Source organism: Sphingomonas sp. BK036 (assembly GCF_004216825.1).
Lineage (GTDB): Bacteria > Pseudomonadota > Alphaproteobacteria > Sphingomonadales > Sphingomonadaceae > Sphingomonas.
In genome coordinates, this window is the sequence record NZ_SGXR01000003.1 from 378220 (window position 1) to 404890 (window position 26671).

At 66.9% G+C, this 26671-nt stretch carries 21 protein-coding genes; 10 read left to right on the forward strand and 11 right to left on the reverse strand.

The features are described from left to right. Window positions 1-69 precede the first annotated feature (69 nt). Window positions 70-2481 carry a TonB-dependent receptor gene (locus EV283_RS01835; RefSeq protein ID WP_347400191.1) on the reverse strand — a complete coding sequence of 804 codons (2412 nt, stop codon included), beginning with the start codon at window positions 2479-2481 and terminating at the stop codon, window positions 70-72. Between the two features lie 287 nt (window positions 2482-2768). Between EV283_RS01835 and rplK the strand changes: the two genes are divergently transcribed. Both rplK and rplA read left to right on the forward strand, forming a co-directional pair. Further along, window positions 2769-3200 (forward strand): 50S ribosomal protein L11, encoded by a 432-nt coding sequence (gene rplK / locus EV283_RS01840; protein ID WP_031392847.1) that lies wholly within the window; start codon window positions 2769-2771, stop codon window positions 3198-3200. Between the two features lie 4 nt (window positions 3201-3204). Further along, a complete protein-coding gene (gene rplA, locus EV283_RS01845) occupies window positions 3205-3897 on the forward strand; it encodes a 50S ribosomal protein L1 (RefSeq protein ID WP_056411270.1) in 693 nt (230 codons plus the stop codon). Window positions 3898-4253: 356 nt separating this feature from the next. On the opposite strand, the gene EV283_RS01850 is transcribed toward rplA, so the two are convergent. Further along, on the reverse strand, window positions 4254-5522 hold the full coding sequence (locus tag EV283_RS01850; protein WP_242615828.1) for a glycosyltransferase family 4 protein: 1269 nt from the start codon (window positions 5520-5522) through the stop codon (window positions 4254-4256). A 2-nt stretch (window positions 5523-5524) separates the two neighbouring features. Next, window positions 5525-7249: a glycosyltransferase gene (locus EV283_RS01855; RefSeq protein ID WP_130322204.1), complete on the reverse strand. Its 1725-nt coding sequence runs from the start codon at window positions 7247-7249 to the stop codon at window positions 5525-5527. Window positions 7250-7519: 270 nt separating this feature from the next. Here EV283_RS01855 and EV283_RS01860 point away from each other — a divergent pair, with 270 nt between their 5' ends. The 4 genes from EV283_RS01860 (at window position 7520) to EV283_RS01875 (ending at window position 12315) form a co-directional block, all read left to right on the forward strand. Beyond that, window positions 7520-7990 carry a MarR family winged helix-turn-helix transcriptional regulator gene (locus EV283_RS01860; protein ID WP_130322206.1) on the forward strand — a complete coding sequence of 157 codons (471 nt, stop codon included), beginning with the start codon at window positions 7520-7522 and terminating at the stop codon, window positions 7988-7990. Then, complete coding sequence (locus EV283_RS01865; protein WP_242615742.1) at window positions 7987-9411, forward strand: efflux transporter outer membrane subunit; 1425 nt, start codon at window positions 7987-7989, stop codon at window positions 9409-9411. Before EV283_RS01860 ends, EV283_RS01865 begins: the two co-directional genes overlap by 4 nt. Next, complete coding sequence (locus tag EV283_RS01870; RefSeq protein ID WP_130322208.1) at window positions 9408-10571, forward strand: efflux RND transporter periplasmic adaptor subunit; 1164 nt, start codon at window positions 9408-9410, stop codon at window positions 10569-10571. The genes EV283_RS01865 and EV283_RS01870 overlap by 4 nt, the downstream gene beginning before the upstream one ends. Window positions 10572-10770: 199 nt before the next feature. After that, window positions 10771-12315, forward strand: coding sequence for a DHA2 family efflux MFS transporter permease subunit (locus tag EV283_RS01875; protein WP_130322210.1), 1545 nt, complete (start codon window positions 10771-10773; stop codon window positions 12313-12315). 6 nt (window positions 12316-12321) lie between these two features. Here the strand turns inward: EV283_RS01875 and EV283_RS01880 are convergent, their stop codons facing one another. Next, window positions 12322-13668 (reverse strand): cytochrome P450, encoded by a 1347-nt coding sequence (locus EV283_RS01880; RefSeq protein ID WP_130322212.1) that lies wholly within the window; start codon window positions 13666-13668, stop codon window positions 12322-12324. After that, the gene (locus EV283_RS01885) at window positions 13665-14789 is read right to left on the reverse strand and encodes a histidine phosphatase family protein (RefSeq protein ID WP_130322214.1); all 1125 of its coding nucleotides are present in this window, start codon (window positions 14787-14789) and stop codon (window positions 13665-13667) included. The genes EV283_RS01880 and EV283_RS01885 overlap by 4 nt, the downstream gene beginning before the upstream one ends. Window positions 14790-14809: 20 nt before the next feature. On the opposite strand from EV283_RS01885, the gene EV283_RS01890 reads away from it, so the two are divergent. Together EV283_RS01890 and kdsA are read left to right on the forward strand one after the other, a co-directional pair. Further along, window positions 14810-15115, forward strand: coding sequence for a hypothetical protein (locus tag EV283_RS01890; protein WP_130322216.1), 306 nt, complete (start codon window positions 14810-14812; stop codon window positions 15113-15115). Further along, window positions 15115-15951 carry a 3-deoxy-8-phosphooctulonate synthase gene (gene kdsA, locus EV283_RS01895; protein ID WP_130322218.1) on the forward strand — a complete coding sequence of 279 codons (837 nt, stop codon included), beginning with the start codon at window positions 15115-15117 and terminating at the stop codon, window positions 15949-15951. The genes EV283_RS01890 and kdsA overlap by 1 nt, the downstream gene beginning before the upstream one ends. Window positions 15952-15956: 5 nt before the next feature. Here kdsA and EV283_RS01900 read toward each other — a convergent pair whose 3' ends face one another. Genes EV283_RS01900 through EV283_RS01910 form a run of 3 tightly spaced genes read right to left on the reverse strand, consistent with a single transcriptional unit; the run spans window position 15957 to window position 18363 of the window. Next, window positions 15957-16532, reverse strand: a complete 576-nt coding sequence (locus tag EV283_RS01900; RefSeq protein WP_347400192.1) for a histidine phosphatase family protein — start codon at window positions 16530-16532, stop codon at window positions 15957-15959. Next, window positions 16529-17347 (reverse strand): 3-deoxy-manno-octulosonate cytidylyltransferase, encoded by an 819-nt coding sequence (gene kdsB, locus EV283_RS01905; protein WP_130323844.1) that lies wholly within the window; start codon window positions 17345-17347, stop codon window positions 16529-16531. The genes EV283_RS01900 and kdsB overlap by 4 nt, the downstream gene beginning before the upstream one ends. 5 nt (window positions 17348-17352) lie before the next feature. After that, window positions 17353-18363, reverse strand: coding sequence for a KpsF/GutQ family sugar-phosphate isomerase (locus EV283_RS01910; RefSeq protein ID WP_130322220.1), 1011 nt, complete (start codon window positions 18361-18363; stop codon window positions 17353-17355). Between the two features lie 320 nt (window positions 18364-18683). Here EV283_RS01910 and EV283_RS01915 point away from each other — a divergent pair, with 320 nt between their 5' ends. After that, a complete protein-coding gene (locus EV283_RS01915) occupies window positions 18684-18959 on the forward strand; it encodes a hypothetical protein (RefSeq protein WP_130322222.1) in 276 nt (91 codons plus the stop codon). Here EV283_RS01915 and EV283_RS01920 read toward each other — a convergent pair. After that, window positions 18956-20068, reverse strand: a complete 1113-nt coding sequence (locus EV283_RS01920; protein WP_130322224.1) for a lactonase family protein — start codon at window positions 20066-20068, stop codon at window positions 18956-18958. The two genes, EV283_RS01915 and EV283_RS01920, sit on opposite strands and share 4 nt — an antisense overlap. Before the next feature lie 245 nt (window positions 20069-20313). Here EV283_RS01920 and acnA point away from each other — a divergent pair, with 245 nt between their 5' ends. After that, window positions 20314-22998, forward strand: a complete 2685-nt coding sequence (acnA, locus tag EV283_RS01925; protein ID WP_130322226.1) for an aconitate hydratase AcnA — start codon at window positions 20314-20316, stop codon at window positions 22996-22998. Between the two features lie 593 nt (window positions 22999-23591). On the opposite strand, the gene EV283_RS01930 is transcribed toward acnA, so the two are convergent. Then, on the reverse strand, window positions 23592-25055 hold the full coding sequence (locus EV283_RS01930; protein WP_130322228.1) for an efflux transporter outer membrane subunit: 1464 nt from the start codon (window positions 25053-25055) through the stop codon (window positions 23592-23594). Continuing rightward, entirely contained in the window at window positions 25055-26671 is a 1617-nt protein-coding gene (locus EV283_RS01935) for a DHA2 family efflux MFS transporter permease subunit (RefSeq protein WP_130322230.1), read from the reverse strand. Before EV283_RS01935 ends, EV283_RS01930 begins: the two co-directional genes overlap by 1 nt.

Here is a 26671-nt window from a genome sequence, read left to right on the forward strand (position 1 = left end):
CGTGATCGACCCGCCGCGGCTGCACCGCAGTGTCGAGCCCTCCCCGCCCCGGGGAGGACTCGACCGGGATCAGAAGCCGACGCTGATCGTGCCGAACACCTGGCGCGGGGCGACCGGGAACTGGTTGAACGTCCCGCTCGCCGCGCCGATGCTGAGCGTCGAGGCGGCGCGCTTGTTGGTGATGTTCGTCACGTTGAGGCTGACCGTCGCGGTCTTGACGATCTGCCCTTCCGACAAGGGCACGCGCGCGGCGATCCGGCCCGACAGCGTGAAGTAGGATTTTACCGAAAGGTCGTTGGTATAGGTCGCATACCGCTTGCCGATATAATCGCCGATGAGTTGCGCGTCGAAAATGTCGTAATTGGCCGATGCGGTAAACTTGTTGAGCCAATCCGGGCTGCCCGGCACCTTCTTGCCCGCGGTGCCGACCGTGGTCGTGCCGCTGACATAGTCCTGCTCGTAGCGCGAGTTGTTGTACGACAGCGCATCGTAGAACGAGAAGTGCGGGCCGAACCGGATCGTGCCCGCGACATCGACGCCGTCCGTCTTCACCGCGCCGACATTCTGGATGATCGCCGCACCGCTGACGACCGCGGTGACCACCGGCGTCGGGCTGATGCCGAGTAGGCGGTTGCTGAAATCGACGTGATACACGCTGATCTGGCCCTCGAACCCGGTGATCGGGCCAAGGCTGAGCGCGTGATGCGAGCGCAGGCCCGCCTCGTACGTCCAGCTCGTCTCGGGCTCGACATCGTCCTTGAACAGATCGAACGCGGCCTGGCTGCCGAGCGCGAACGGCGAGAGGCCGGCGGCGGCACTGGTCTGGAACTGGCGGATGTTCTTCTGGACGTTGACGAACACCTGCTCGGTGTCGGTCGCATCCCACAGCGCGCCGAGCTGCGGCAGGAAATATTTGTGCGTGTCGATCTTGCCGACCGGCAGCGCGACAGAACCGGTGAACGAGCCCGGGATCGGCTGCGTCGGTACGCGCTGCGACGCGTTCTGGAACGTGCTCTTGACGCCGCCCTGGAGCGTGAGAGTCGGCAGCACCTTCCAGCTGTCCTGGATGTGCGCCTGATATTCGTCGACGCGCACTTCGCTATGATATTGCGTGATCAGCGGAGTCAGCGAGTCGCGGGGGCGCTGATAGGGCGTGGTCGGGTCGTTGACCGGGAACGCATACCAGCGGCGATAGGCCGACGAGCTCTGATGCTCGTACCAGGCGCCGAATTCGATGTGATGCGCACCGAGATCGATGCCGACCGTCGACACCAGGCCACCGCGGGCGATGCGATATTCGGTCGTGCGCGTCGCCAGGCCCGATCCGCCGAACACCGTCGTCAGGTTCTGCCCGGGATAATAGAAGGAGAACAGCTTGGGCAGGCCGGCGACGTCGATCGGGCCGCCGATGATCCCAACGCCGTCATTGTGATGGTAATAGGCCTGGTTCGAGAAGCTCACGCGGTCGCTGACGTTCCAGTCATATTTGACGTAGCCGAGATAATCGGTCCGCGCGGCGACGCCGTAATAGTTGCTGTAGTTGGAGCCGTCGGCCTTGTACGCGCCCGAGTTCAGGTAATTGAGCATCCCCTGGAAATCGGGGAACTTGAACGGACGGACATACGGCGCGGTGGCTTGCGTCGCGGTGGTGATGACGGTCGAATCCTCGTTCGGCTCGGTCTTGTCCGAATAGGCCGCGTAGAGCGTCAGCTTGCCGTTGGAATCGTCATGGACGAACTTCGCATTGGCCTGATACCCGCCCTGGATCCCGTCGAAATCCCACGCCTTCGCCTTCTGCCGCGAGCCCGAGATGTAGAAGCTGTTGCCGTTGCCGAAGGTGCCGCTGTCGATCCGCGCGAACAGCCGCGAGGTCGAATGGCTGCCGAGCGTCTGGTCGACCTGCACGCCGAGGTCCTTGCGCGGATCGCTCGAGAAGGTGTCGATCGTGCCGCCGAGGTTGCTGGTCGATGCGGTGCCCAGATCGCCCGCGCCGCTGGCGAGCGTCACGCGCGAGACATTCTCCGAGATGATCGCACGTTGCGGCGACAGGCCATTGTAATTGCCGTAATTCTGATCACCCAGCGGCAGGCCGTCTAGCGTGTAGCCAAGCTGCTGCGCGTTGAAGCCGTGGACGAACAGCGAGATGTTCTGTTCGTTGTTGCCCCATGGATCGGCGGTCAGGAACGTCACGCCCGGCAGAGTCTGCAACGCCTTGAGCGGGCTGACGCCGGGGAGGATCTTCTGCATGTCGACGCCGCTGATCTGCGCGACCGAGCGCGTGGCGGTACCGGTGACGACGATCGTGTCGTCCTGACCGGCGGCCGGTACGGGCTCGGGCGCGGCGACCGGCGCGGGCGAGCCGGGCTCGGCGTCCTTGGCGACCAGCGACTGCGCCGACACGGCGGCCGGTACGAACCCGACCGCGACCAGGCCGACAGCGCCACACAACAGCCGTGCGGCGGTACGAGAAAACATCGTCATTCTTGAAAACCCCTAGCGAGATCGGTCGATCATCACTCCCCGGGGCGGCACCTATGGCGGCGCGGCGACAGTCGGGTGACCGTTTCGCTACAGTTTTAATTTGTGCGACGGCGTGTGACGATTGGGTATCACTAGGCGGGTATCACTACGGGATAGCGGCGCAGGAGGGTGTTGCCGCTCCGCACGTTTTCGGCTATGCGCGCCGGCTTCCACCTTCACTGTTGGAATTGCGGGAGGCTGTCGCGAGATGGCCGCCATCACCGCTAGGCTCACATAAAGAGAGTGACATGGCTAAAAAGATTACCGGATACATCAAGCTGCAGGTGCCTGCAGGCGAGGCAAAGCCCGCGCCGCCGATCGGGCCTGCGCTGGGTCAGCGCGGCGTGAACATCATGGAGTTCTGCAAGGCGTTCAACGCCGGCACGAGCGAACTGAAGAAGGGCATGCCAATCCCGACCGTCATCACGGTCTATGCGGATCGCTCGTTCTCGTTCGAGACCAAGACCCCGCCTGCCTCGTACCTGATCAAGGAGGCCGCTGGTCTCAAGTCGGGTTCGAAGGAGCCGGGCAAGGTCGTCGCTGGCAAGATCAAGCGCTCGCAGCTGAGCGAGATCGCCACGACGAAGATGAAGGACCTCAACGCCAACGATATCGACGCTGCGACGAAGATCATCGAAGGCAGCGCCCGCGCAATGGGCCTCGAAGTGGTGGAGGGCTGAGATCATGGCTAAGCTGAGCAAGAAGCAGAAGGCCATCACGGTCGACCTCGTCAAGCTGCACGGCATCGACGAGGCTATCGGTCTCGCACGGTCGGGCGCCACGTCGAAGTTCGACGAGACGATCGAAGTCGCGCTGAACCTGGGCGTCGATCCGCGTCACGCCGACCAGATGGTCCGCGGCGTCGTCACGCTGCCCAAGGGCACCGGCAAGACCGTCCGCGTCGGCGTGTTCGCCCGCGGCGCGAAGGCTGAAGAGGCGCTCGCCGCTGGCGCAGACGTCGTCGGCGCGGAAGACCTGATGGAAACCATCCAGGGTGGCACGATCGATTTCGATCGCTGCATCGCGACCCCGGACATGATGGGCATCGTCGGTCGCCTCGGTAAGGTGCTGGGTCCGAAGGGCCTGATGCCGAACCCGAAGCTCGGCACGGTGACGATGAACGTCGCCGCCGCGGTCGAAGCTGCCAAGGGCGGTCAGATCGAATACCGCGTCGAAAAGGCCGGCATCATCCACTCGGGCATCGGCAAGGCGTCGTTCCCGGCGGAAGATCTGCGCGCGAACTTCGACGCACTGGTCGACGCGGTGGTCAAGGCCAAGCCGACCGGCGCTAAGGGCAAGTACGTCAAGAAGGTCGCGATCTCGTCGACCATGGGTGCAGGCATCAAGGTCGACACGACCGAAGTGGCTGGCGCCTGAGCCCGAGCCGCACGTGGCTAGCGAACGCTAGCCACGTGCGGCGACAGGCCGGCCGGCGCGGGCAACCGCGACCGACGAGGACGGGATTTACTCCGGTCCCGCCGCTGAAATCGAAAAGGGCCGGGAGCGATCCCGGCCCTTTTTGCGTGTTTGGTCGAGACGAGCACCCATCCTCCCCCGCCAGGGGGAGGTGGCGCCGAAGGCGACGGAGGGGGAGGACGTGCAACACCGGACGCCGCGTGCCACCTTCAGAGCAACGCTGGACGTCGCTTACCACCCCCTCCGTCTGGCAAGAGCCAGCCACCTCCCCCTGGCGGGGGAGGATGGGAACGTGGCGTTCCGCACGACCGTCCCCTTCACTCCGCCGGCGCGTGTCCTGCAGCGAGTGCCGTCGCAAACAACGAAACATATTGGGAGACACGCGCTTCCTCGGCGTCGGGCGCATAGGCCGCCGTCATATCGGGCGCGACGATCCGCCCGGTGATGATCGCGACGAGAGTCCGCGCGAGATCGACCGCACTGCCCGGCTGGAACGTGACGCCGACCCCCTGCGCGACCCGCTCCGCCATCCCGCCGATCGCGCTGCACAGGATCGGTCGGCGCGCCACCAGTGCCTCCTGGATCACGACGGGGGAGTTCTCCCACCAGATCGAGGGCACCACGATCCAGTCATATTGGCGCATCAACGCGACGACATCGCCATTGGCGTAGCGCCCCTCATTAGCCACCACGTCGGCGTTCGCCTCGAGCAATGCGGCAATCTTCGCCCGGAAATTGCCGCCCTGTGCATCGAAGTTCGCGCCGTGGATCCCGACCGACAGCGACGCGCGCAGCGGCTTGGGGATCTGCGAGACCGCGCCAAGCAGCACGTCCAACCCCTTGTAGGGATTGACCTGTCCGAAGAACCCGACCCGGATCGCCGGGCGATTCTCGTCATCCGCCACCCCGCGATCGGGCGCGTTGCCTTGGGCGATCACATCGGGCGAGAGCGGGTTGTCGATGACCGTGATGCGCGCGCGGTCGAGACCCCAGGCGACGAAGCGGTCGGCAAGGAACGCGCTCGGCGACACGAACCTGGCGATAGGGGCGAGGCGCTGGAGAATCATCCGCTTGCGCAGATAGAATTCGCCCGCGCTGTGGTGCGGGAAACAGGCCGCGCATGCCGCTGGCGACTCGGCGCTGCAGAGCCGGCCGTCGGTCTTGATCATCTGCCCGTCATGGTGACAGATCAGCAGGAATTCGTGCAGCGTCAGCACGATCGGCACGCCCGCCCGCGCGAGAAGCTCAACGATGTCGATGCTCCAATAGGCGAGATGCTCGATATGGACGAGGTCGGGGCGGAAGCGCTCGAGCAACTGCCCGACCATCGCCTCCAGCACCGCGAACTGCGTGCTTTCCAGCGAGAAATGGTCCTGCTTGGGGGGATCGGCGAGGATCTCGGTCGGACTGCCCTGAAACGCCCCGAACGACGCATCGTGACCGATCGCGCTGCGCGGTGCGCGCGCGACCAGCACCGGCGCAACGTCGTCGCGTTCCAGCAGGCGTGCATACAGCGCGTGCGCGGCCTGTTCGCCGCCGCCGGTGGAGAAGGCGGGATACCCGTGCGCGAGGATCAATACACGCATCGTCACGCTGCAAGATCCTCGTGCCAGCGCGCGTTGAAGCGGATGCAGTTCAGATAGGTGATCGCGCTGCGCAGCGCGTCGCCGCCGCTGTGGACGAGCGACTGGCGTTCGAGGTGCCGCATCCCACCGGTCCGGACCAGACCGACCGGACGACCGCCCGCGACGGACCGCAGGCACAAATCCGCATCCTCGAAATCGCCGCGGACATAGCCCGGATCGAACCCGCCTAGCGCATCATACCAGTCCCGCGCGATCATCATCATCGCCCCGGTGACCGCGGGTACGCCGATCGTCATCGCCGCGTCCGCCGCGATCGGCTCGGGCGGCAATCCCTTGCCCAGATGTTCGGCGGCGAACAGGTCATGCACGTGGCGCCCCCTGCGCACGACCATCCCGTCATGTTGCAGCGTATCGTCCTCGTATAGCAGGCGGAACCCGACGATCCCGAATCGTCCCTCGTCCAGATCGGCGGCGGCGACCATCAGGGCCTGCCCGTCCTCGATCCACACGTCGGAGTTCTGGAACAGCAGCAGCGGCGCGGACGCGACTCTGGCGCCGATCGCGTTGGCGACCGAAAACCCGTAATTGCCGCCGTTGATGACCAGCGTCGTCGGTCGATCGATCAGGCCCCGTCGGTCGACCAGGTAATTGCGGACGACCAGATGCTGGCGCGGATCGTCGCTGACATAGATGAACTCGGTGCCCGCCGGATAGGCGGCCTGGTTGGCGAGGATCGCGCGCAGCAGGAACGGCTGCGCGTATAGAGGCACGATCACCGACAGCCGCGGCAGCTCGGTCGGTTCGCGCAGGCACAGCACCTCATGCGTGACGGCCGGGGCAGACTGGCCCGTCAGCAACGGCCTGACATGCCGCACCATCACCGCGGGCGACGGCAGCGCGCCGCCGCCGAAATGGGTGGTGAAATTGTTCAAGGCGTTCTCGACGCTGTCGATCCGATCGGCGCCCAGCGCGAGCGCGCCGAGCGGGTGCGTCCTTCCACCATCGTCGGACAGCACGAACAGCCGCGCGTTCTCGCGATCCACCAGCGGCAAGGTCGTCAGGAACCCGTGATGCGAGGTCTCGACCGCCGCCCCACGGCGTCGCATCGCGTCCGCGACGTCGGGACGGTCGAAGGTCGCCAGATCGCTGCCCGCGCGTGCCGCGTCGAGCGTGTCGGTGACGACGACGAGCTGCCGCGTGCCGGCATTCTCGATCCAGCCGCTGACGATCACGCCGCCACCGACCCGCGCCCAGCTATCGAGGAAGGCATGCGGCGTTTCGACCGCGCTACCGCCGTCCAGTCCCCATTGCAGCGCGCGCGCGACGGCGGGCGCGAACAGCGCGCCGCCGATGACGAGGTCGATCGGCCAACGCTGGTCGGCAGCGACCCCATCAGCCCCCACCACCAGCCTCGCCATCGCGAACGCTTGCACGTGGACGACGTCGCCCGCTGCATCTAGCACCGTCAGCGTCAGTGGGGCCGCGAACAGATCGAGCCCCGCGAACGGCTCGACCGCGATACCGATCGCGCAACCGACATCGATCGCCGCATGGCCGTAAAGCTCGGCGACGTCGGCGCGGTCGAACCGGACGCAGCATTCGACCCTGGCCTCGCCGACGCGACCATCGCTGGTCTCCAAGCGAAAGGTCACCGGATCGTCCTCGCCCACCGTCCACCCAGTCAGGACGATCTTGCCGGCGACGACGACGCCGGAATCGATAAACATGGTCTCGACGGTCATAGTTCGGATGGCCTCTTGGTGGCGCAGATGATGAGGCGGTCGAACTCGCACGCGCGCGGTTCCGGCCGGTCCGGAACGCTCCGATAGTCAGGCCTTCCCGCCCCCGCGTGTCCGATCAGGCCGGTGAGACGGTTGCCGGCCAGCGCTACACCCCCGCCGATACCATAGCTGTGGCGGAAGGTTGCGCAAGCGTGTGATCCTTACCGGAACCGGCGCGATATTGACTGCCTAGGCAATCATTGCCAATGCAGTGATATGGACTTTTACACGAAAGAGGCATTCGGCCCCGACTGCTCGCTGGGGTTTCTCGCCCGGCGTCTGCACCAAGGCGTACAGGGCGCACTCGAGCCGCTGTTCGCCGAGGCCGGGCCGACCATGACGCAGTGGTCGGCGATGGTGTCGATCTGGTTCGGACGGGCGAGCACCAGCGCGGACCTGGCCCGCGACCTCGCGCATGATCCGGGGGCGACGACCCGGCTCGTCGATACGCTCGAACAGCAGGGCTGGCTCACCCGCACCCGCGCGACCGACGATCGGCGCGTCGTCAAGTTGATGCTGACCCCCGCGGGCACGGCGGTGACGCTGGAGTGTCGCGATCTGGCGATCGACTATTGGAACCGCGTGCTGGCGGACTGGGATCGCAGCGACGTCGAGACGTTGATCGCGCTGATGCAGAAGCTGCGCGGGACTCTCGAATCGGCAGCGATCGAGGACCGAGGGGCATGATCCGCATGAAACCGCATACCGCGACGACGACGGCCGCATTGGTCGCGACGGGATTGCTCGCCGGCTGTGCCGTGCCCGCGTCGCAAACGACGGTAACGCCGATCGCAGCGCCGGCGCTTGGCCTGTCCGATCCCCGCCCGACGGTGATCGCCGCGGATTGGTGGCGAGGGTTCGGCGATCCGCAGCTCGACCGGCTGGTCGCGGATGCGGTGGCGGGCAACCCGTCGCTCGATGCCGCGCTGGCAAGGGTCACGCAGGCGCAGGCGGTGCTGTCGACCAACCGGGCGGACTTAGGACCCGATGTCACGCTCGACGCGCAGGCCCAGGTCGCGCGGTTGAGCGGGCGCTACACAATCCCGCCGCCCTATGCCGGGACAACCCGGTTCGTCGGCACCGCGGCGGCGAACCTGTCATGGAACCTCGATCTGTTCGGCCGACAAAAGGCGGCGATCGCGGGCGCACGCGCGTCGGTGCGCGCGGCGGCGCTCGATGTGGCGGCGGCGCGGCTCGCGCTCGCGGGCGCGGTGGTCCAGACCTATATCGATCTCGAACGCGCCGAAGCGCAGGCGGGGATCGCCACGCGGACGATCGCAACGCGTGAGAATACGCTTCGGTTGGTCAACGTGCGGATCCGCAACAAGCTCGGCAGCAAGCTCGATGCGCAGGCGGCGACGACATTGCTCGCACAGGCGCGCCAAGCGTTGCTGCGCGCGCAGGCCGGGCAAGTGCTCGCCAAGAACGCGCTCGCTGCGCTGGCGGGCCGGGGCGTGGACTATCCCGCGACGATCCACGCGACCGCGTTGAAGCTCGATGCGGTGTTGCCGTTGCCCGCCACGGTGCCCGCCGACCTGCTCGCGCGCCGCGCCGACATCGCGGCGGCGCAGGCACGGATCGAGGCGGCGGCGGCCGGGCGCCAGGTCGCGCGGCGCGCCTTCTATCCCAACGTCAATCTCGCCGCGCTGGCGGGGTTTCAAGCGGTCGGGCTCGGCAACCTGCTGTCGCTCGATGCGGGGACGATCGGCGTCGGACCCGCGATCCATCTGCCGCTGTTCGACAATGGCCGGCTGAAGGCGGATCTGGCGGGCGCGACCGCCGCACTGGATCTCGCCACCGCGAGCTACAACGACCGCGTGGTCGGCGCGGTGCGCGAGGCAGCGGATGCGGTGGCGCGGATCGGCGCGCTGGACGCCGATCGCGCGCGGCAAGGCGAGGTCGTGCGCGGCTATGCCGAGACCGGGCGGCTGAACGCGATCCGCGTGTCGAGCGGGCTCGATAGCCGGCTCGACCTTGTCGACAACGACGTGCGGTTGCTCGCAGCCGAACAGGCCGATGCCGATCTTGCCGCGGATGCCGCGCAACAGCGGGTCCAGCTCGTGCTCGCGCTGGGCGGCGGCTTTGATTTTCAGGATATGACACGATGACCGATACGCAGACCCCTGCCCCCGAGCATGCGCCCTCCGGCAATCCGCAGGGCCGCAAGCGCGCGCTGACGATCCTCGGCGTGATCGTGGCGATCGGCGCGATGGTGTGGGCGGTGTTCCATTTCCTGCTCGCAGCACCCGAGCAGGAGACCGACGACGCCTATATCGCGGGCGACGTCGTCGCGATCACCGCGCGCGATCCGGGCCAGGTGACCGCGATCCATGCCGACAACACGCAGGTCGTGAAGGCGGGCCAGCCGCTGATCGACCTCGACGCGGCAACCGCGGACGTCGGCGTCGCGTCGGCAGAGGCGGAGCTCGCCCGCGCGGTGCGCTCGACCCGGTCGGACTTTTCGAGGGTGAACGAGACCGGGGCCGCGGTCGTGCAGGCCGAGGCCGAGCTGGCGCGCGCGCGCAACGACCTTTCGCGCAGGCGGGGTGCGGCGGCCGAGGGCGCGATCTCGGGCGAGGAGCTGAGCCATGCGGCGGATCAGGTGAAGGTGGCCGCGGCCACGCTGCAACTCGCGCGCAGCCAGCAGGCGCAGTCGCGCAGCGGCGTCGCGGGCACCACCGTGTCGAACAACCCCGCGGTGATGGCGGCGATCGCGGCCTATCGTCGCGCGGCGATCACGCGCAGCCACATGCATGTCGTCGCGCCGATCGACGGCGTGGTCGCGCAGCGGACGGTGCAGCTCGGCCAACAGGTGTCGGCGGGCATGCCGTTGATGGCGGTCGTGCCGCTCGACCGGGTATGGGTCGATGCGAACTTCCGCGAGACGCAGCTACGCGATCTGCGGATCGGACAGGCGGCGACGGTTACCGCGGACATGTATGGCGACGATCTGGTCTATCACGGTCATGTCGTCGGCCTGGGGGCTGGCAGCGGCAACGCGTTCGCGCTGCTGCCACCGCAGAATGCGAGCGGCAACTGGATCAAGATCACGCAGCGTGTGCCGGTCCGGATCGCGCTGGACAAGGGCGAACTGCGCCGCAACCCGCTGCGCGTCGGACTGTCGGTGACCGCGACGGTCGAAACCGCGGACACGTCCGGCACGATGGTCGGCCGGCCCGCCAAGGCTGCGTACAAGGGGCTCGCGACGGGCACCGGCGACGCCGCCGTCGAGGCGAAGATCCGCCAGATCATCGCGGCGAACCGGTGATGATCGCGGGGTTAGGTAGGGCCATGGGGGAGCGCCGGAGTGGTTGTTTAACACCACCCCGGCGGAGGCCGGGGGCCAGATGGAGAGGTGGTCGTAACAGCGTGCTGTCCCCCATTAGCAACGTTTCCCAACTGGACCCCGGCCTCCGCCGGGGTGGTGCCTTGGTGGGACTATTTTCCGCCCTACGGACCGCCAACTAATGGCCGCCCCCTCCACCAGCGGCCCCGCCCCCCTCGTCGGCGGATCGCTCGCGCTGACCGCGTTCGCGCTGGCGCTCGGCACGTTCATGCAGGTGCTCGACACCACGATCGCCAACGTGTCGCTGCCGACGATCGCGGGCAATCTCGGCGTCAGCAGCGACAATTCGACCTGGATCGTCACCGCCTTCGCAGTCGCCAATGGCGTCGCGGTACCGCTCACCGGGTGGCTGATGGGCCGGTTCGGCGTCGTGAAGACGTTCTGCACCTCGGTCGTCCTGTTCACGATCGCCTCGTTCCTGTGCGGCATCGCGTGGGACCTGCCCTCGCTGATCGGTTTTCGCGTGTTGCAGGGTGCAGTGTCCGGGCCGATGATCCCGGGCAGCCAGGCGCTGCTGATCGCGATCTTCCCCGCGCACAAACGCGGCACCGCGCTGGCGATCTGGTCGATGACGACGTTGGTCGCGCCGATCATGGGGCCGATCCTCGGCGGCTACATCTCCGACAATTATCACTGGAGCTGGATCTTCCTGATCAACGTGCCGTTCGGGATGTTCTGCGGCTTCGTGTGCTGGAACAAGCTGGGCAAGCGCGACACGCCGACGCGGAAGCTGCCGATCGACCAGGTCGGGCTGATCCTGTTGGTGGTGTGGGTGGGCGCGCTCCAGATCGTGCTCGATCTCGGCAAGAACGACGACTGGTTCGCCGCGGACCGGATCGTCATCGCGACGATCGTCGCCGCTATCGGCTTTGTCGGCTGGCTGATCTGGGAGCTGACCGATGCCAACCCCGCGGTGAACCTGTCGCTGTTCAAGAACCGCAACTTCGCGATCGGCACCACCGCCTTCTGCCTCGGCTATGCGGTGTTCTTCGCCAACACGCTGCTGCTGCCGCTCTGGCTGCAGACTCAGATGGGCTATACCGCGACCTGGGCCGGGCTGGTCGCGGCGCCCAGCGGCGTGGTCGCGGTGATCCTGACGCCGTTCGTCGCCAAGCTCGCGGGCAAGTTCGACGCGCGCATCCTCGCCAGCGTGGCGTTCGCGGCGTTCGGCTATTCCTATTACCTCCGCTCGGGCTACACCACCTATGCGAGCTTCTACGATCTGATGCTGCCGATGCTGGTGCAGGGGATCGCGATGAGCACCTTCTTCCTGTCGATGCTGACGATCTCGTTCGATCGCATCCCGGCCGAACGGCTCCCGTCGGCTACCGGCATCTCGAACTTCGTCCGGATCACCGCGGGCAGCTTCGCGGCATCGTTGATCACTACCGCCTGGGACCGTCGCGAGACTCTGCACCAGAGCCGGCTGTCGGACGCGGTCGGCGCAGCGTCGCCCTATCAGATGGCACGCGAGGGGCTTGCGCGGATGGGGCTGACCGAAGTGCAAGCGGCAGCGGTCATCACCCGGCAGATGGTCGGGCAAGCCTATCTGCTCGCCTCGACCGACCTGTTCCGGCTGTCGTCATGGCTGTGCCTCGCGCTGATCGTGCTGGTCTGGTTCACCCGCCGGCCCGATCCGCCCAAGGGCCCGATCGCGGCGGACTGAGGCGGGTCATCGCCGGGTCAGCCGCAGCCGCACGCCGTTGCCCGCGCGCAGCGTCAGCCGGCTGATCGGCTCGGGATCGTCGCCGGGGATCGTCGCCAGATCGAAGCTGGCGACGATCCCCGCCAGCGTCAGCAGCGCCTCCTGCTGCGCGAACCCCGCGCCGATGCAGACGCGCGGGCCCTTGCCGAACGGCAGATAGGCATGCCGACAGGCCTGCGCCTGCGCCGGGTCGTCGAACCGATCCGGATCGAAGCCGTGCGGTTCGGGGAAATTGTCGCGGTTGCGCTGCACCAGCCACGGCGAGACGACCAGCATCGCGCCGGGCTCGAGATGCTTGTCGCGCATGTCGACCGGACAAGTGACGCTGCGCACGAGGAAGCTGAGCGGCGGATACAGCCGCAACGTCTCGCGGAAGACGTTGCGCGTGACGGTCAGCCCCTTGAGCGAGTCGTAGGTCAGCGGTGTATCGCCCGCCTCGGCGCGGATTGCGTCCTGCAAGGCAGGGTCGCGCGCGAGCAGGTACAACGCCCAGGTGATCGCGCTCGCCTCGGTCTCGTGCCCGGCGAGGAAGATCGTCGAGATCTGCTCCATCACCTCCCGCTCGGTGAACGCCGCACCGGTCTGTGGATGGCGCGCATCGATCAGCGACTGGAGGATATCCTCGCCCCGCTCGTGCGTCGCGGCATAGCGCGCGGCGACGATCCCCGCGAATACCGCGTGGATCCGTCGCGCGGCGCGACGCGCCCGGCCCTGATAGCCGAGCCCCGGCAGGCGATAGAGCCGGAGCATCGAATGGCGCTGCGCCTGTTTCTGATACTCGTGGAACGCATCGAAGATCTCGCGCGCACCATCGGCATCCAGCTTACGCGAGAACATCGTCCGGAAGATCACGTCAGCCGCGACATGCGTCGCCAACGGGTCGATCGCGACCGGCTGCGACAGATCGAGCGCGCGCATCGTCGCGAGCAGATCGTCGACCGCCGCGGCCATCATCGGGAACACGCGCTTCAGCGCGGTATGGCTGAACGCCGGGTTCACCATCGCCCGCTGGTCGTGCCAGTCCTGCCCGTTCGACGAGAACACCGAATTGCCGATCAGCGGATCCAGCAGGTCGTGGAGAAAGGCGTGCTTGGGAAATATCTCCGCATCGGTCTCGAGGATGCGGCGGACCAGCGGCGGCTCGTTAGCGATGTAGAACGATAGCGCGGGCAGATGCATTTCGCCCATCTTCATCGTGTAGCTCTTGTCGAACAGCACGTGGATCCACGAATTCCAGCCACGCAGGAAGCGTTTGAGCAGCGAGGATCGGGTGGCGTGCGGCTGCGGATAGGGCGGCGTGAAGCGGACCGTCATACGATCGCCCGGAAGGCAAGGACCGAGGCCTCGATGCCGCGCGCGGAGGCGGTGAGACTCGGCAGGTCGAGCGGGCTCACCCGATCGCCGACGCGCAGGTAATCGAAGTGGATCTCGTATTTGTTGCGCCAGCCCTTGTGATAGGTTTCGGGCGTGTAGAAGCGGTGGAAGCGCGGGCTGAGCATTTCGATCCGCGGGCGCGGCGACGGGCCGACCAGCAGCAGCGGGTTCGCGCCGAAGAACGCCGCCCCGTCGGGTGGCGAGCCGATGTCGATCCAGCGGAAATCCTGCGCCGACAGATAGCGGAGCGTTGCGTGGAACCCCGTCGCATCGCGGCGGCAGGCGATCAGCGGGATGCAGTGGCCATAGGTGACGAGCACGAAATTCGCCGGCAGCGTACCGCCATGGCGTTCGAGCAGCCGCGCCATCAGCAGCATCGCGAGAATCGAGCCGTTGCTGTGGCTTACCAGCAGCACCTCGTGATGATCAGCGTGTAGATCGCGTGCGATCTCGTCAGCGAATGCATCGAGCCGTGCCTGGAGCGCGGGGCTGCCCTCGCCGTCGCCGAACTCGCCGTTGAACACGGCGAACCGCAGCAGCCACGGCGCGCGGATCGCGTCGAGCACCGGGATCGCACCCGCACCGCCGATGACGAGGCCAAGACCGAGCGCGAGCCACCACGGCAGCCAGACCAGCGCGACCAGGACCACCGGCAGCGCGAGCAGCAGCGGCAACACCAAGCTCAGGATCGGCGGATACAGCATCGTTACCAACGGGCCGATCGCCAGCGCCCTGACAGTCGCGAAATCGTACAGCCGTGCGTGATCGCGGTACACGCGCGCGGCACGGATCCCGAGTTGCACAGGATTGCGGATCCACGCCTGCCGGACGATGTCCTCCCACCGCAGGACGCTATAGTCGGTGGTCACGTCCGCGGTGTCGTTGCGCACCGTCCAGTCGCTGCGGATCGGCGACGACTTGCTGCGCGGTGAGACAATGACGGTCTCGCCGGTCTTGTCGGCGTAGCGACCAAGCTGTTCCTTGGCGAGATTGTAATAAAATCGCACACCGCGCGGGTCAAACCCACCTAGGTAAAAGACTTTACGCTTGAATGTCGTCACGATCGCCGCCTACTTCCCGTATGCCGACCGACCAGATACCGCCCGAGCGAAACTATTGCCACTTCCTGGACCACCGCAAATATAATCGCAATCGCAGCTGCCAATTGCACGACAATGCGTATGGTATTGCCGGAGGCGGTAGTGAACGGGTTCGTTGGGCTGCCGATACTGCACTTTACCGAAGAATGCGCGAGCAGGAGGACCCGATGGCGCTTCCGACACTGATCGTATGTCTCGGCTTTGGTTGGTTTTTCTTCAACTACCATACAGGTTGCTGGCTTTGGCGCGGGCAGATGCTGCGGCGCTTCGTGAAGGCACCATCGTGATGACCGCAGCGCTTCCAGCCCGGCGTGTGACCGTCGGCGGGGTGACGTTCGCTGCGGACCTTCCGTTCGTCTTCGTCAGCGGACCGTGCCAGATCGAATCCCGCGACCACAGCTTGCGGCTCGCCGAGCATCTGGCCGCCGCGACGCGAACCGCCGGCGTACCGTTCGTGTTCAAGGCATCCTACGACAAGGCGAATCGAACCTCGGGGCTCGGCCGGCGCGGCATCGGCCTCGACGAGGGACTCCGCATCCTTGGCGATGTTCGCGACACGTTTGGCTGCCCGGTGCTCACCGACGTCCACGCGGTTGATCAGGTCGCCGCGGTGGCGGACGTGGTCGACATCCTCCAGATCCCCGCCTTCCTGTGCCGGCAGACCGACCTGCTGCTCGCGGCGGGGCGAACGGGGCGCGTGATCAACGTCAAGAAGGGCCAGTTCCTCGCCCCGTGGGACATGACCGCAGTCGCGGCGAAGATCGAGTCGACCGGCAACACCGGGATCGTCCTGTGCGACCGCGGCACAAGCTTCGGCTACAACACGCTCGTGTCGGACATGCGCGCGCTGCCGATCATGGCGCGGACCGGCTATCCGGTGATGTTCGACGCGACTCATTCGGTACAGGCGCCCGGTGGCCTTGGCGATTCCTCCGGGGGCGACCGCAGCTTCGCGCCAGTGCTCGCACGCGCCGCCGTCGCGGCGGGGGTCGCCGCGATCTTCGCCGAAGCGCATGACGATCCCGCCAACGCGCCGTCGGACGGCGCGATCATGCTGCCGCTCGAGTGGATCGCGCCGCTGTTGGCCAAGCTGGTCGCGATCGACGCGGTCGTGAAGGGCTAGCCGCGCTACGGACGCACGTCCCACGCGATCGCCACCGGCGGGGCATGCGCCGCGACCGCGATCGTTCCATAGGCACCGGTGCGCAGTGGTGCGGCGTCGGGCAGCGCGAACCGCGCACTGCCGTTGCTGGTGACGATCAGCAGCGTGCCGACGGCCTTCGCCAGCGTCTCGCGCCAGGCGGTACGCCGCATATCGGCATCGACCCGCCAGCCGGCGGGCGGGATCGCATCCGTCTTCCACGCATCGAGCGCCCGCTGCCCGAGCCGCGCAACGACCGCTGCCTCGCAGCGATCCTCGTCGGGACCATGGTCGATCTCGCGGAGCCATTCAGCGATCGTCACCGCGCACTTCTGCCCCGCCGCCGCCAACAGGATGTCCGCGGTCTGTCGGGTCCGCTGCAAGGGACCGCAGACCACGCGGTCGAAGACGATCCCCCGCCGCGCAAAATCCTGGCCGAGCGCGCGCGCCTGATCCCGGCCGTGGACCACCAGCGGCAGATCGGTACGACCGCCGATCCGCCGCGGCGCATCGCCCGCGGCGAACGTATTGCCATGCCGGACGACGAAGACGCGCGCCATCATGGATCATCCAGCGGGTCGCCATGCGCCGCGATCAGCGCCTCGGCCCGGACGATATCGGCCTCGGTATCGATCCCCGATATGTCGAACCGCGCGGGCGCGATCTCGACCGCGTCGATCGTCAGGCCAAGCTCGAGCAACCGCAGCTGCTCAAGCCCTTCATAGCGTTCGAGATCGCTCTGCGCCGCAGCCTCGAACGCCTGCAGCGCCGCGAGCCGGTACGCGTAGAGCCCGGTATGACGCCACACCGGAGAGAGCGCCGTCGATTGCGACCGCACCGTCGCTTCGTCGCGGATCGCGGGCAGGATCTGTTTCGAGAACCACAGCGCGCGCCCCGCGGCCGTCCGGACGCAGGTCGTGCCGCTGAACGGCGCGGTGCGCTTGTGCACACGCAGCGCATCGAGCGCGGACCAGTCGAGCCGCACCACCGAGGTCGCGATATCCGCGCTGCCCGCCGACAGCGCGGATACGACCGCGGCCACCGAGCCGGGCGATTGAAACGGCGCATCACCCTGGAGATTGACGACGATTCCGGGCCGGCCCCTCCCCCGCGGCCGTGCGGCCAGCGCGGCGGCGAGCGCGCGTCCCGATCCCGACGTGATCGCCCCCCGCGTCATCACCGCCTCGCACCCGATTGCGCGGGCATGCGCCGCGATTTCCGGCGTATCCGTCGCGACCACCAGCGCGACATCGTCCAGCTGCGCGATCGCACGGCGGGCGAGCCCGATCGTCCGATGGAGCAGGCTGAGACCGGCGATCGTCCGCAGCGGCTTCATCGGCAGCCGCGAGGAGCCGCCGCGGGCCGGAATGGCGACCAGGATAGTCAGGCGATCCCCGCGCGCAACGTATCGTGCATGTGGATGACGCCAAGGAGATAGCCCGCTTCGACGACGAACATCATCGTCACGCTGTTTGCCTGCATCCTGCGAAGCGCCTCGGACGCGAGCTCGTTCGGGGCGATTTCGATCGGGTTGGGCGTCATCCACGCCCCCACCCGCGCGCCCATGTTGCCGCCACCGGTGATCGTCCGCCGCAGATCGCCATCGGTAAAGGCGCCGACCAGCCGGTCGTCTGCGTCCACGACCGCGGTTCCGCCGAACCGTGCGCGGGTCATTTCGGTGGTGGCATCGAGCAGCGTCGCGTCGCGGCGGACCTTCGGCACGTCCGCGCCGGTCGACATCAAGTCCTGCACCTTGAGCAATTGCGCGCCGAGCCGGCCATTGGGGTGGAATTTGTAGAAGTCGTCCGCCGAAAATCCGCGCAGATCGACCAGCGCCATTGCCAGCGCATCGCCCAGCACGAGTTGCAGCATCGTCGAAGTGGTCGGCGTCAGCTGGATCGGGCAGGCCTCGCGGACGGCCGGCAGGTTGAGCAGCACGTCAGCCGCCCGCCCCGCCATGCTCTGCCCACGCGAGGTGATCGCCGCCGTCGGAATACCGAACCGCTTGCAATAGGTGATGATCGGGGCAAGCTCGGCGCTCTCGCCTGAGAGCGTGATCATCAGCACCAGATCCTTGTCGGTGATCATGCCGAGATCACCGTGCCCCGCTTCGGCGGGGTGCAGGAACATCGAGGGGGTGCCGGTCGAGGTGAGCGTCGCGGTCAGCTTGCGGCCGATGATCCCGCTCTTGCCCATGCCCGTGACGATCACGCGCCCGCGGAGCCGATAGATCTGCTGCACCAGCCGTTCGAAGGCATCGCGAAACGGGCCGTCACCGAAGCGGTCGAACAGCGCCTCGAGCCCTTCCGACGTGATCGCCAGCGTACGAAGTGCGGATGCCGCGGTCCGCGACAACGGCAGTATTCGCGCCTCCCCCTTCAGCAGCCCCGTCATCACCCCGCCCCCCAGCGCGATTTAAAGTATTGCGATGCTTCAACTGCCGTCACCTATGACAGTATCGCAGACGTGATCCGGCACCCTTCGGCAACTCATCATTTGCCGGACAGCATCTCCATTAAGATCATGTTGGTTTTAATCTTACGCGGAGCGCCCGAGAGGGGCCAATAGTTGACCCTTACAATCGGCCAGGGGCGCGGGGGTCGCGGATCCTCCGCGGCTTTCGTGTCGACCGGCCCGCGATCGAAACGATACCGAAACTTTTTGAGCCTAACGATCCACTTACCAAGTTCAAACGCCTGTGGGGGGCCAGACCTATGAAGAATACTACACCCGTTTTGCGGATTGCAGCCGCATGTCTCTTCCTTACTACCGCACCGGCGTTCGCCGGCGAGGGGCCGGTTTGCGGCACCGCCGCCGTCAGGCCGCGACTCGTTTGCGACGAAGGGGCGTGCATCCGCGTCCCCGTCAGTGACCTGTGCGAAGCCGTCCGCGCCGCCTATCCGGGCAAGCGCCGCGCCATTCGGCCGATCCGGATCGAGCGGAACCCGGTTCGTGAAGAACTGACGCTGCTGATCGCCAGCGTGAGCTAGCCGACTGCTGGCTCGACGCGCGACCGAGGCCGCGCGTCGAGCACGAAGGCCGCGCCGGGAACCACGATTCCGGTGTCGGTAGGCGACAGCGTACCGTCCGGCCCGATATCGAGCCGGGTCACGCGGTGATCGCGTTCATGCGCGACGACCATCTGCTTCTCGTCCTCGAGCAGCAGAAAGAAGCGCGGCGACGCACCGCCGCTGGCGACATGCTCCATCAGACGCGGTTCGCCGCGATCATCGAGCGCGAAGACGGCGATGCTGTCGTCACCCCGGTTCGAAACATAGACCCGGTCGCCCGCGGCATTGGCGGCAATATGCGCCACGATCGACCCCGCCGCCGCGTCGGCAGGAAGAGTCGACACCATCGTCCGCGCGACGAACGCCGGACCTGCGACATCGAGCAGGATCAGCTCGCTCGTCAATTCGCAGGCGAGATAGGCCAACCCCTGCCGATGCGGATGCAACAGCAGATGGCGTGGCCCCGATCCCGGCGGCGCGTCGAACGCCAGGATCGGCGGGCCGAGCGTGCCGTTTCCCGCATCGAAGGCAAAGGCCAGCACCTGGTCGGTGCCCAGATCGGTCGCATACAGCCAGCGATTGTCCGGACTGAACCCGACCCAGTGCGCGTGCGGCGCCTCCTGCCGATCGGGATTCGGCCCCGACCCGGCATTGGCGCGTACGATCGGCGCATCGAGCGGCAACCCCGTCTGCGGATCGAGCCGCTGCAGCATGATGCTGCCACCCGCGTAATTGGCGACGGCGAACCAGGATTCGCTGCGATCGAGCGCGATGTGACAGGGCGCAGCACCGCCAGCCGGACATCGCGCAAGACACGTCCAGCCGTCGTTTTCGTCGCCACTGTCGCGGAACACCCCGACCGATCCGCCATGCTCGTCGACGAGATAATGAAGACCGGTCCGCCCGGCATAGACGCCGAACGAGCAGTTCTGCCCCGCACCGTCCGCCGCATGCATCGCCCATTCCCCGCCATCGGCGTCGCGGTTGAGCGGATACAGCCCCTCGCCGCCACCGCCGGCATAGGTACCGACAAAGAGCCGGGCGGCTGCGGGGCGGACAGCGCGAAGGTCGGGATCGGGGTTCGTCATCCGTCCGTCTTACCCTGTTCCGGCGACCGCGACAGGCGGATTTGGTCGACCTGCGCCGTCCCGGCCGGCTGCAATCGCAGTTATCCGCGCCGCCGGGCCACCCGCGCCCTTCCCCGATCCGCTCCCCCTTGCTAAGGCCCCCTCGGTAACAGCATTTTTTGCTCGGTTCCCGGTGCGCCCGCGTGGCCTATATGGCCGCTTTCCCCTCGGCGCCCGGTGGCCCGACGCCCACGGGAAGGACCCCTATGACTGCCATCGGCCAGGACACCCTAAAGACCCGCACGAGCCTCTCCACCGGCGGCAAGTCGTATGACTATTACAGCCTCGCCAAGGCCTCCGAGCAGCTTGGCGATATCAGCCGCCTGCCCTTCTCGATGAAGGTGCTGCTCGAGAATCTGCTGCGCTTCGAGGACGGCGTGACCGTCACGCGCGACGACATCCAGGCGATCGTCGACTGGCAGAAGGAGCGTCGCAGCGACCGCGAGATCCAGTATCGCCCCGCGCGCGTGCTGATGCAGGATTTCACCGGCGTGCCCTGCGTCGTCGATCTCGCCGCGATGCGCGATGCGATGACCAAGCTCGGCGGCAACCCCGAGAAGATCAACCCGCAGGTCCCCGTCCACCTCGTCATCGATCACTCGGTGATGGTCGACGAGTTCGGCACGCCCAAGGCGTTCGAGGATAACGTCGACCTCGAATATGAGCGCAATATTGAGCGCTACGAGTTCCTGAAGTGGGGCAGCAAGGCGCTCGACAATTTCCAGGTCGTCCCCCCCGGCACCGGCATCTGCCACCAGGTGAACCTCGAATATATCGGCCAGGCCGTCTGGTCGTCGGCTAGCTCGGGCGACCATGGCGACGGCACGATGATCGCGTATCCGGACACGCTGGTCGGCACCGACAGCCACACGACGATGATCAACGGTCTCGGCGTGCTCGGCTGGGGCGTCGGCGGGATCGAGGCCGAGGCCGCGATGCTCGGCCAGCCCGTGTCGATGCTGATCCCCGAAGTCGTCGGCTTCAAGCTGACGGGCGCGCTGAACGAGGGCATCACCGCCACCGATCTCGTGCTCACCGTCACGCAGATGCTGCGCGCCAAGGGCGTGGTCGGCCGCTTCGTCGAGTTCTTCGGCCCCGGCCTGTCGTCGATGACGCTCGCCGATCGCGCGACGATCGCCAACATGGCGCCGGAATATGGCGCTACCTGCGGCTTCTTCCCGATCGACGACAAGACGCTCGATTACATGCGCCTCACCGCGCGCTCGGACGAGAATGTCGAGCTGGTCGAGGCGTACGCCAAGGCCAACGGCTTCTGGCGCGACGAGAATGCCGAGGACCCCGTCTTCACCGACACGCTCGAGCTCGACATGGGTTCGGTCGTCGCATCGCTCGCCGGTCCGAAGCGCCCGCAGGATCGCGTCAGCCTCAACAAGGTCGACGAGGTGTTCAACAGCGACCTCCACAAGCTGTACCACAAGGAGCAGCCCGCCCGCGTTGCAGTCGAGGGTCGTGAGCATGACATCGGCGACGGCGACGTCGTGATCGCCGCGATCACCAGCTGCACCAACACGTCGAACCCGTCGGTGCTCGTCGCCGCCGGTCTCGTCGCCCGCAAGGCAAACGCGCTCGGCCTCAAGTCGAAGCCTTGGGTGAAGACGTCGCTGGCGCCTGGTTCGCAGGTCGTTACCGACTATCTCGACAAGGCCGGCCTCACCGCCGACCTGAACGCGCTCGGCTTCAACCTCGTCGGCTATGGCTGCACGACCTGCATCGGGAATTCGGGCCCGCTGGCGCCGGCGATCTCGTCGGCGATCAACGAGAACGACCTCGTCGCTGCCTCGGTCCTCTCGGGCAACCGCAACTTCGAGGGCCGCGTCTCGCCCGACGTCCGCGCCAACTTCCTCGCCTCGCCGCCGCTCGTCGTCGCCTATGCGATCAAGGGCACCGTCACGACCGACATGATCGAGACGCCGCTGGGTCAGGGCTCCGACGGCCAGGACGTGTATCTGCGCGACATCTGGCCGACCAACGAGGAAGTCCGCAGCACGATGGACGCCAATATCGACGCGTCGATGTTCGGCGCACGCTACGGCGACGTCTATGCGGGCGATTCGAAGTGGCGCGGGATCGACGTCACGGGGTCGGACACGTACCAGTGGCGTGCAGGGTCGACCTATGTCGCCAACCCGCCGTACTTCGACGGCCTGTCGATGACCCCCGCCCCCGTGCAGGACATCATCGACGCCAAGCCGCTCGCGATCCTCGGCGATTCGATCACCACCGATCACATCTCGCCCGCAGGCTCGATCAAGGCCGACAGCCCCGCCGGCCGCTTCCTCCAGGAGCATCAGGTCAGCAAGGCCGACTTCAACAGCTATGGCGCACGCCGCGGCAACCATGACGTGATGATGCGCGGCACCTTCGCGAACATCCGCATCAAGAACGAGATGGTCCCCGGCGTCGAAGGCGGCATGTCGAAGTATGACGGCGAGGTCATGGCGATCTACGACGCCGCCATGCGCTTCAAGCAGGACGGCACGCCGCTCGTGATCGTCGCGGGCAAGGAATATGGCACCGGCTCGTCGCGCGACTGGGCGGCCAAGGGAACCAACCTGCTCGGCGTGCGCGCAGTCATCACCGAGAGCTTCGAGCGTATCCACCGCTCGAACCTGGTCGGCATGGGCGTGCTGCCGCTCCAGTTCGCCGAGGGCACCGATCGCAAGACGCTCGGCCTCGACGGCTCGGAGACGTTCACGATCCTCGACGTGGCGAGCATCCGCCCGCGTCAGGACGTGACGGTCAAGATGACCCGCGCAGACGGTACGAGCGAGACGTTCGAGACCAAGTGCCGGATCGATACCGTCAACGAGCTGGAATATTTCCTCAACGGCGGCATCCTCCAGTACGTCCTGCGCAAGCTGGCCGCGTAAGCGACTGGCGTCGTCCCGGAGCGATCCGGGACGACGGGGCTGCCTTCAGCGACCCAAGCTACCGACGTCCCAGCTTTACCGACGTCCCAACACTACCGTCATCCCAGCGAAAGCTGGGATATCCCCGTGAGGCCCATGTCGCCCACCACGAGGGATATCCCAGCGTTCGCTGGGATGACGTGTATTGGATCCTCCCCCGCCAGGGGGAGGTGGCGCCGGAGGCGTCGGAGGGGGCGGACACGGACCGGCGGTTTCCCTAACCTCCCCCTCCGTCAGGCAAGTGCCTGCCACCTCCCCCTGGCGGGGGAGGATCGGTTGGACGGCGATATTCGAGACTGATCCCCGCGCGGCACGTGGCGCGCTATTCCCGAACCGAAAAAGGCGGGGCGACCTCGATGGTCGCCCCGTAGTTCAGGGAGAAGACCGGGACAGGGGAGACCCGGTCAGGTCGCCGACCACAGGGGGAGAGGGGCGGCGACGCACTCTCTTTCGCGCCGATATGTTGCAGCGATATGTCGGAACGGACGTGACGATAATTTAATGCAGGTTGGCGCGCCGCGTCGGGAGGAAGCTACGCCCGAGGTCGACCCCCGTCACTCCGCCTGGTCCCAGCCCCCGCCGAGCGCCTTGAACAAGGCCACGGTCAGCTGCCGCAGCTGTGCATCGCTCGCTACCAGCTGCTCGCGCGCGGCGAGCACGTCGGTCTGCGTGTTCAGCACGGTATCCTGCGCGACGAACCCGGTCCGGTACTGCGATTGCGCGGCCTGCGCGCTGCTCTGCGCATCGACGACCGCGCGCTGCAGCGCTGCGTTCCGGCGGCGTTCGGCGGCGATCTGCGCGAGCGGGTCTTCGACGTCGCGGAGTGCCTGCAACACCGTCGAGCGATAGCGCAGATACGCCTGCTCGCGGTCCTCCTCGCGCGATTTCACAGTTGCCTTGCGGCGGCCCCAGTCGAGCAGCGGAAACTGCGCCGCACCGCTCGCGGTCAATTGCAGGCTGTCGCCCGAGAACAGATTGCCGAGCGCGGTCGAGATCAGCTGGCCCATCCCGGTCAGGCTGAACCTGGGATACATGTCCGCCACCGCGACGCCGATATCCGCGGTCGAGGCCGCGAGATCGCGCTCCGCCGCGCGGACGTCGGGGCGGCGGCGCAGCAGCTCCGATGGCAAGCCCGCGGGAATCGTCGGCACGCCCAGTGGCGCAACCGACGGTGCAGCGAGTTCGGCCATCAACGTCGCGGGCGGCTCGCCGAGCAGGATCGCCAAGGCGTGCATGCGGACATCGACATCGGCGCGGACCGGCTCGGCGCGCGCCTCGGTCGAGGTGATCGACGCGCGCTGGCGCGTCACGTCGATCGGCGGAACGAGGCCGACCTTGGCGATGTTGCCCGCGATCGTCAGCGCACGGCGCTGGTTGGCGATCTCGCTCTCGATCGTCGCGATCTGCACTTGGTCGAGTCGGAGCGCGAAATAGGCCTGTGCGACTTCGGCCGCCAGCGTCACCGCGGCGTCGCGCTTCGACCAGACCGCAGCCTCGGTCCGCGCCCGCGCACCCTCGGTGCTGCGCCGGACGCCGCCGAACAGGTCGAGCTCCCAGCTCGCGTCGAACCCAACCGAATAGGTCGTGATCCCGCTACCGGGCAACGCGATGCCACCGGTCGAGCCGGTCCCGCCCGCCCCCGTGCCGCCGCTGAACGCGCGTGCGATCTGCGAGAGGCCCGCATTCTTGCTGAACTCGACATGGCTCGGGCTGGCGTTCGCATTGACGCTCGGCAGCCCCTGAGACCGCGCGACGATCTCCTGTAACCGCGCCTGGCGCACGCGCGAGGCGGCGATCGCGATGTCGGGGTTGCCCTTCAGTGCGCGCTCGACGAGGCCATCGAGTTGCGGATCGCCGAACGCCGACCACCAGCGCGCTGGATCGACGGTCGCACCGACCGTGGCTTGCGGGCTGACGAACGCCGGCGGCACCGCCATCTCGGGCGCGACGTAATTCGGGCCGACGGTGCACCCCGCGAGCAGGGCCGCGACCGCAACCACCATGAACCGCGCACGCATCAATGCATCCCTCCCGAGGGGGCGCCGCCGGTCTTGCCGGAGCGCATGAATAATACCAGTGGCGCGACGCACAGCACGACCACCATCATCGCGCGGAACACGTCGAGGAAAGCGAGCATCGTCGCCTGCCGCTGCATCTGGCTGTAGAGCACCGCGAGCGGCGTGGTGGACGGATCGCCCTGCCCCGCAAACGCGCCCGCCGCCTTCTGCATCCAGTCGTTGTAGTTCGGATCGAGCGGGTTGAGCGTCTGCGTCAGTTCGGACTGGTGCCGCTGCAACCCGCCCGCAAGCTGCGTCTGCGCAAAGCAGATGCCGATCGTCCCGCCGAGGTTGCGCGAGACGTTGAGCAGGCTCGACGCCTGCGCGGTCTGCGTCTGCTTGAGCCCGACATAGGCGATCGCGTTGATCGGCACGAACAGGAACGGCAGCGCCATCGCCTGGAACAGCCGCGCGAACGCCGCATCCGAAAACGCGATGTCCGCGCTCAGATGGCTCATGTTCCACAGCGCGAACGCCTGGACGAGCAACGCCGGGAACAGCAGCAGGCGAACGTCGACGAGCCCGCTCAACCGCCCCGCGAACGGCACCATGACGAGCGTCGCCAGACCGCCCGCGGTCAGCGCGAGCCCGGCGTCGAGCGAGCTGTAGCCGAGAACCTGTTGCAGCATCTGCGGGATCAGCTGAGTCGTGCCGAACAGGATCATGCCGGTGACGCCCATCACGCCGATCGTCAGCGCGAAGTTGCGGTTCTTCAGCAGCTTGAGGTCGATCACCGGGTCCTTGTGGTTCAATTCCCAGACCACGAGGCTGATCAGCGACACCGCGGCGATAATCGCCGACATGACGATGAAGCCGCTGGCGAACCAGTCCTCGCGCTCGCCGCGATCGAAAGTGAGTTCGAGGAAGCCGAGACCCAGCGCGACCAGTGCGACGCCGATATAGTCGATCGTCAGGCCGTGCTTGAAGCGCTCGTCGCGGTCCTTCTTCACCTGGTCCGGCTCGTCGACCAGCGCCTCGACGAGGAACCAGGCGAGGATGCCGACGGGCACGTTGATCAGGAACACCCAGTGCCAGCTCGAATATTCGACGATGTACCCGCCGAGCGTCGGCCCGAGCACCGGCCCCACGACCACGACGATCGCGAACGCGGCGAACGCCATGCCGCGTTGCTTGGGCGGGAAGGTATCGGCGAGGATCGATTGCTCGACCGGCGCGAGGCCGCCGCCGCCTATGCCCTGCAGCACGCGCGCGACGACGAGCGTCCCGATGTTCGGTGCCAGGCCGCAGAGCAGCGAGGCGAAGGTGAACAGCGCGATCGAGAGCAGGAAATAGCGTTTCCGCCCGATCGCGTCGGACAGCCAGCCCGAGATCGGGATGACGATCGCGTTGGCGACGAGATAGCTGGTCAGCACCCAGGTCGCCTGATCGGTGGTGATCGACAGCCCGCCCGAGATATGATCGAGCGCGACGTTGGCGATCGAGGTGTCGAGCACCTCCATGAAGGTCGGGATCGAGATGATCGCGACGATCAGCCACGGGCTGTACTTGCCCGCCGCCGACCGGCTCGGCGACCAGGTGTGACCGCCGCCCGCATCGACCTTAGCGGCCTTTGCCAC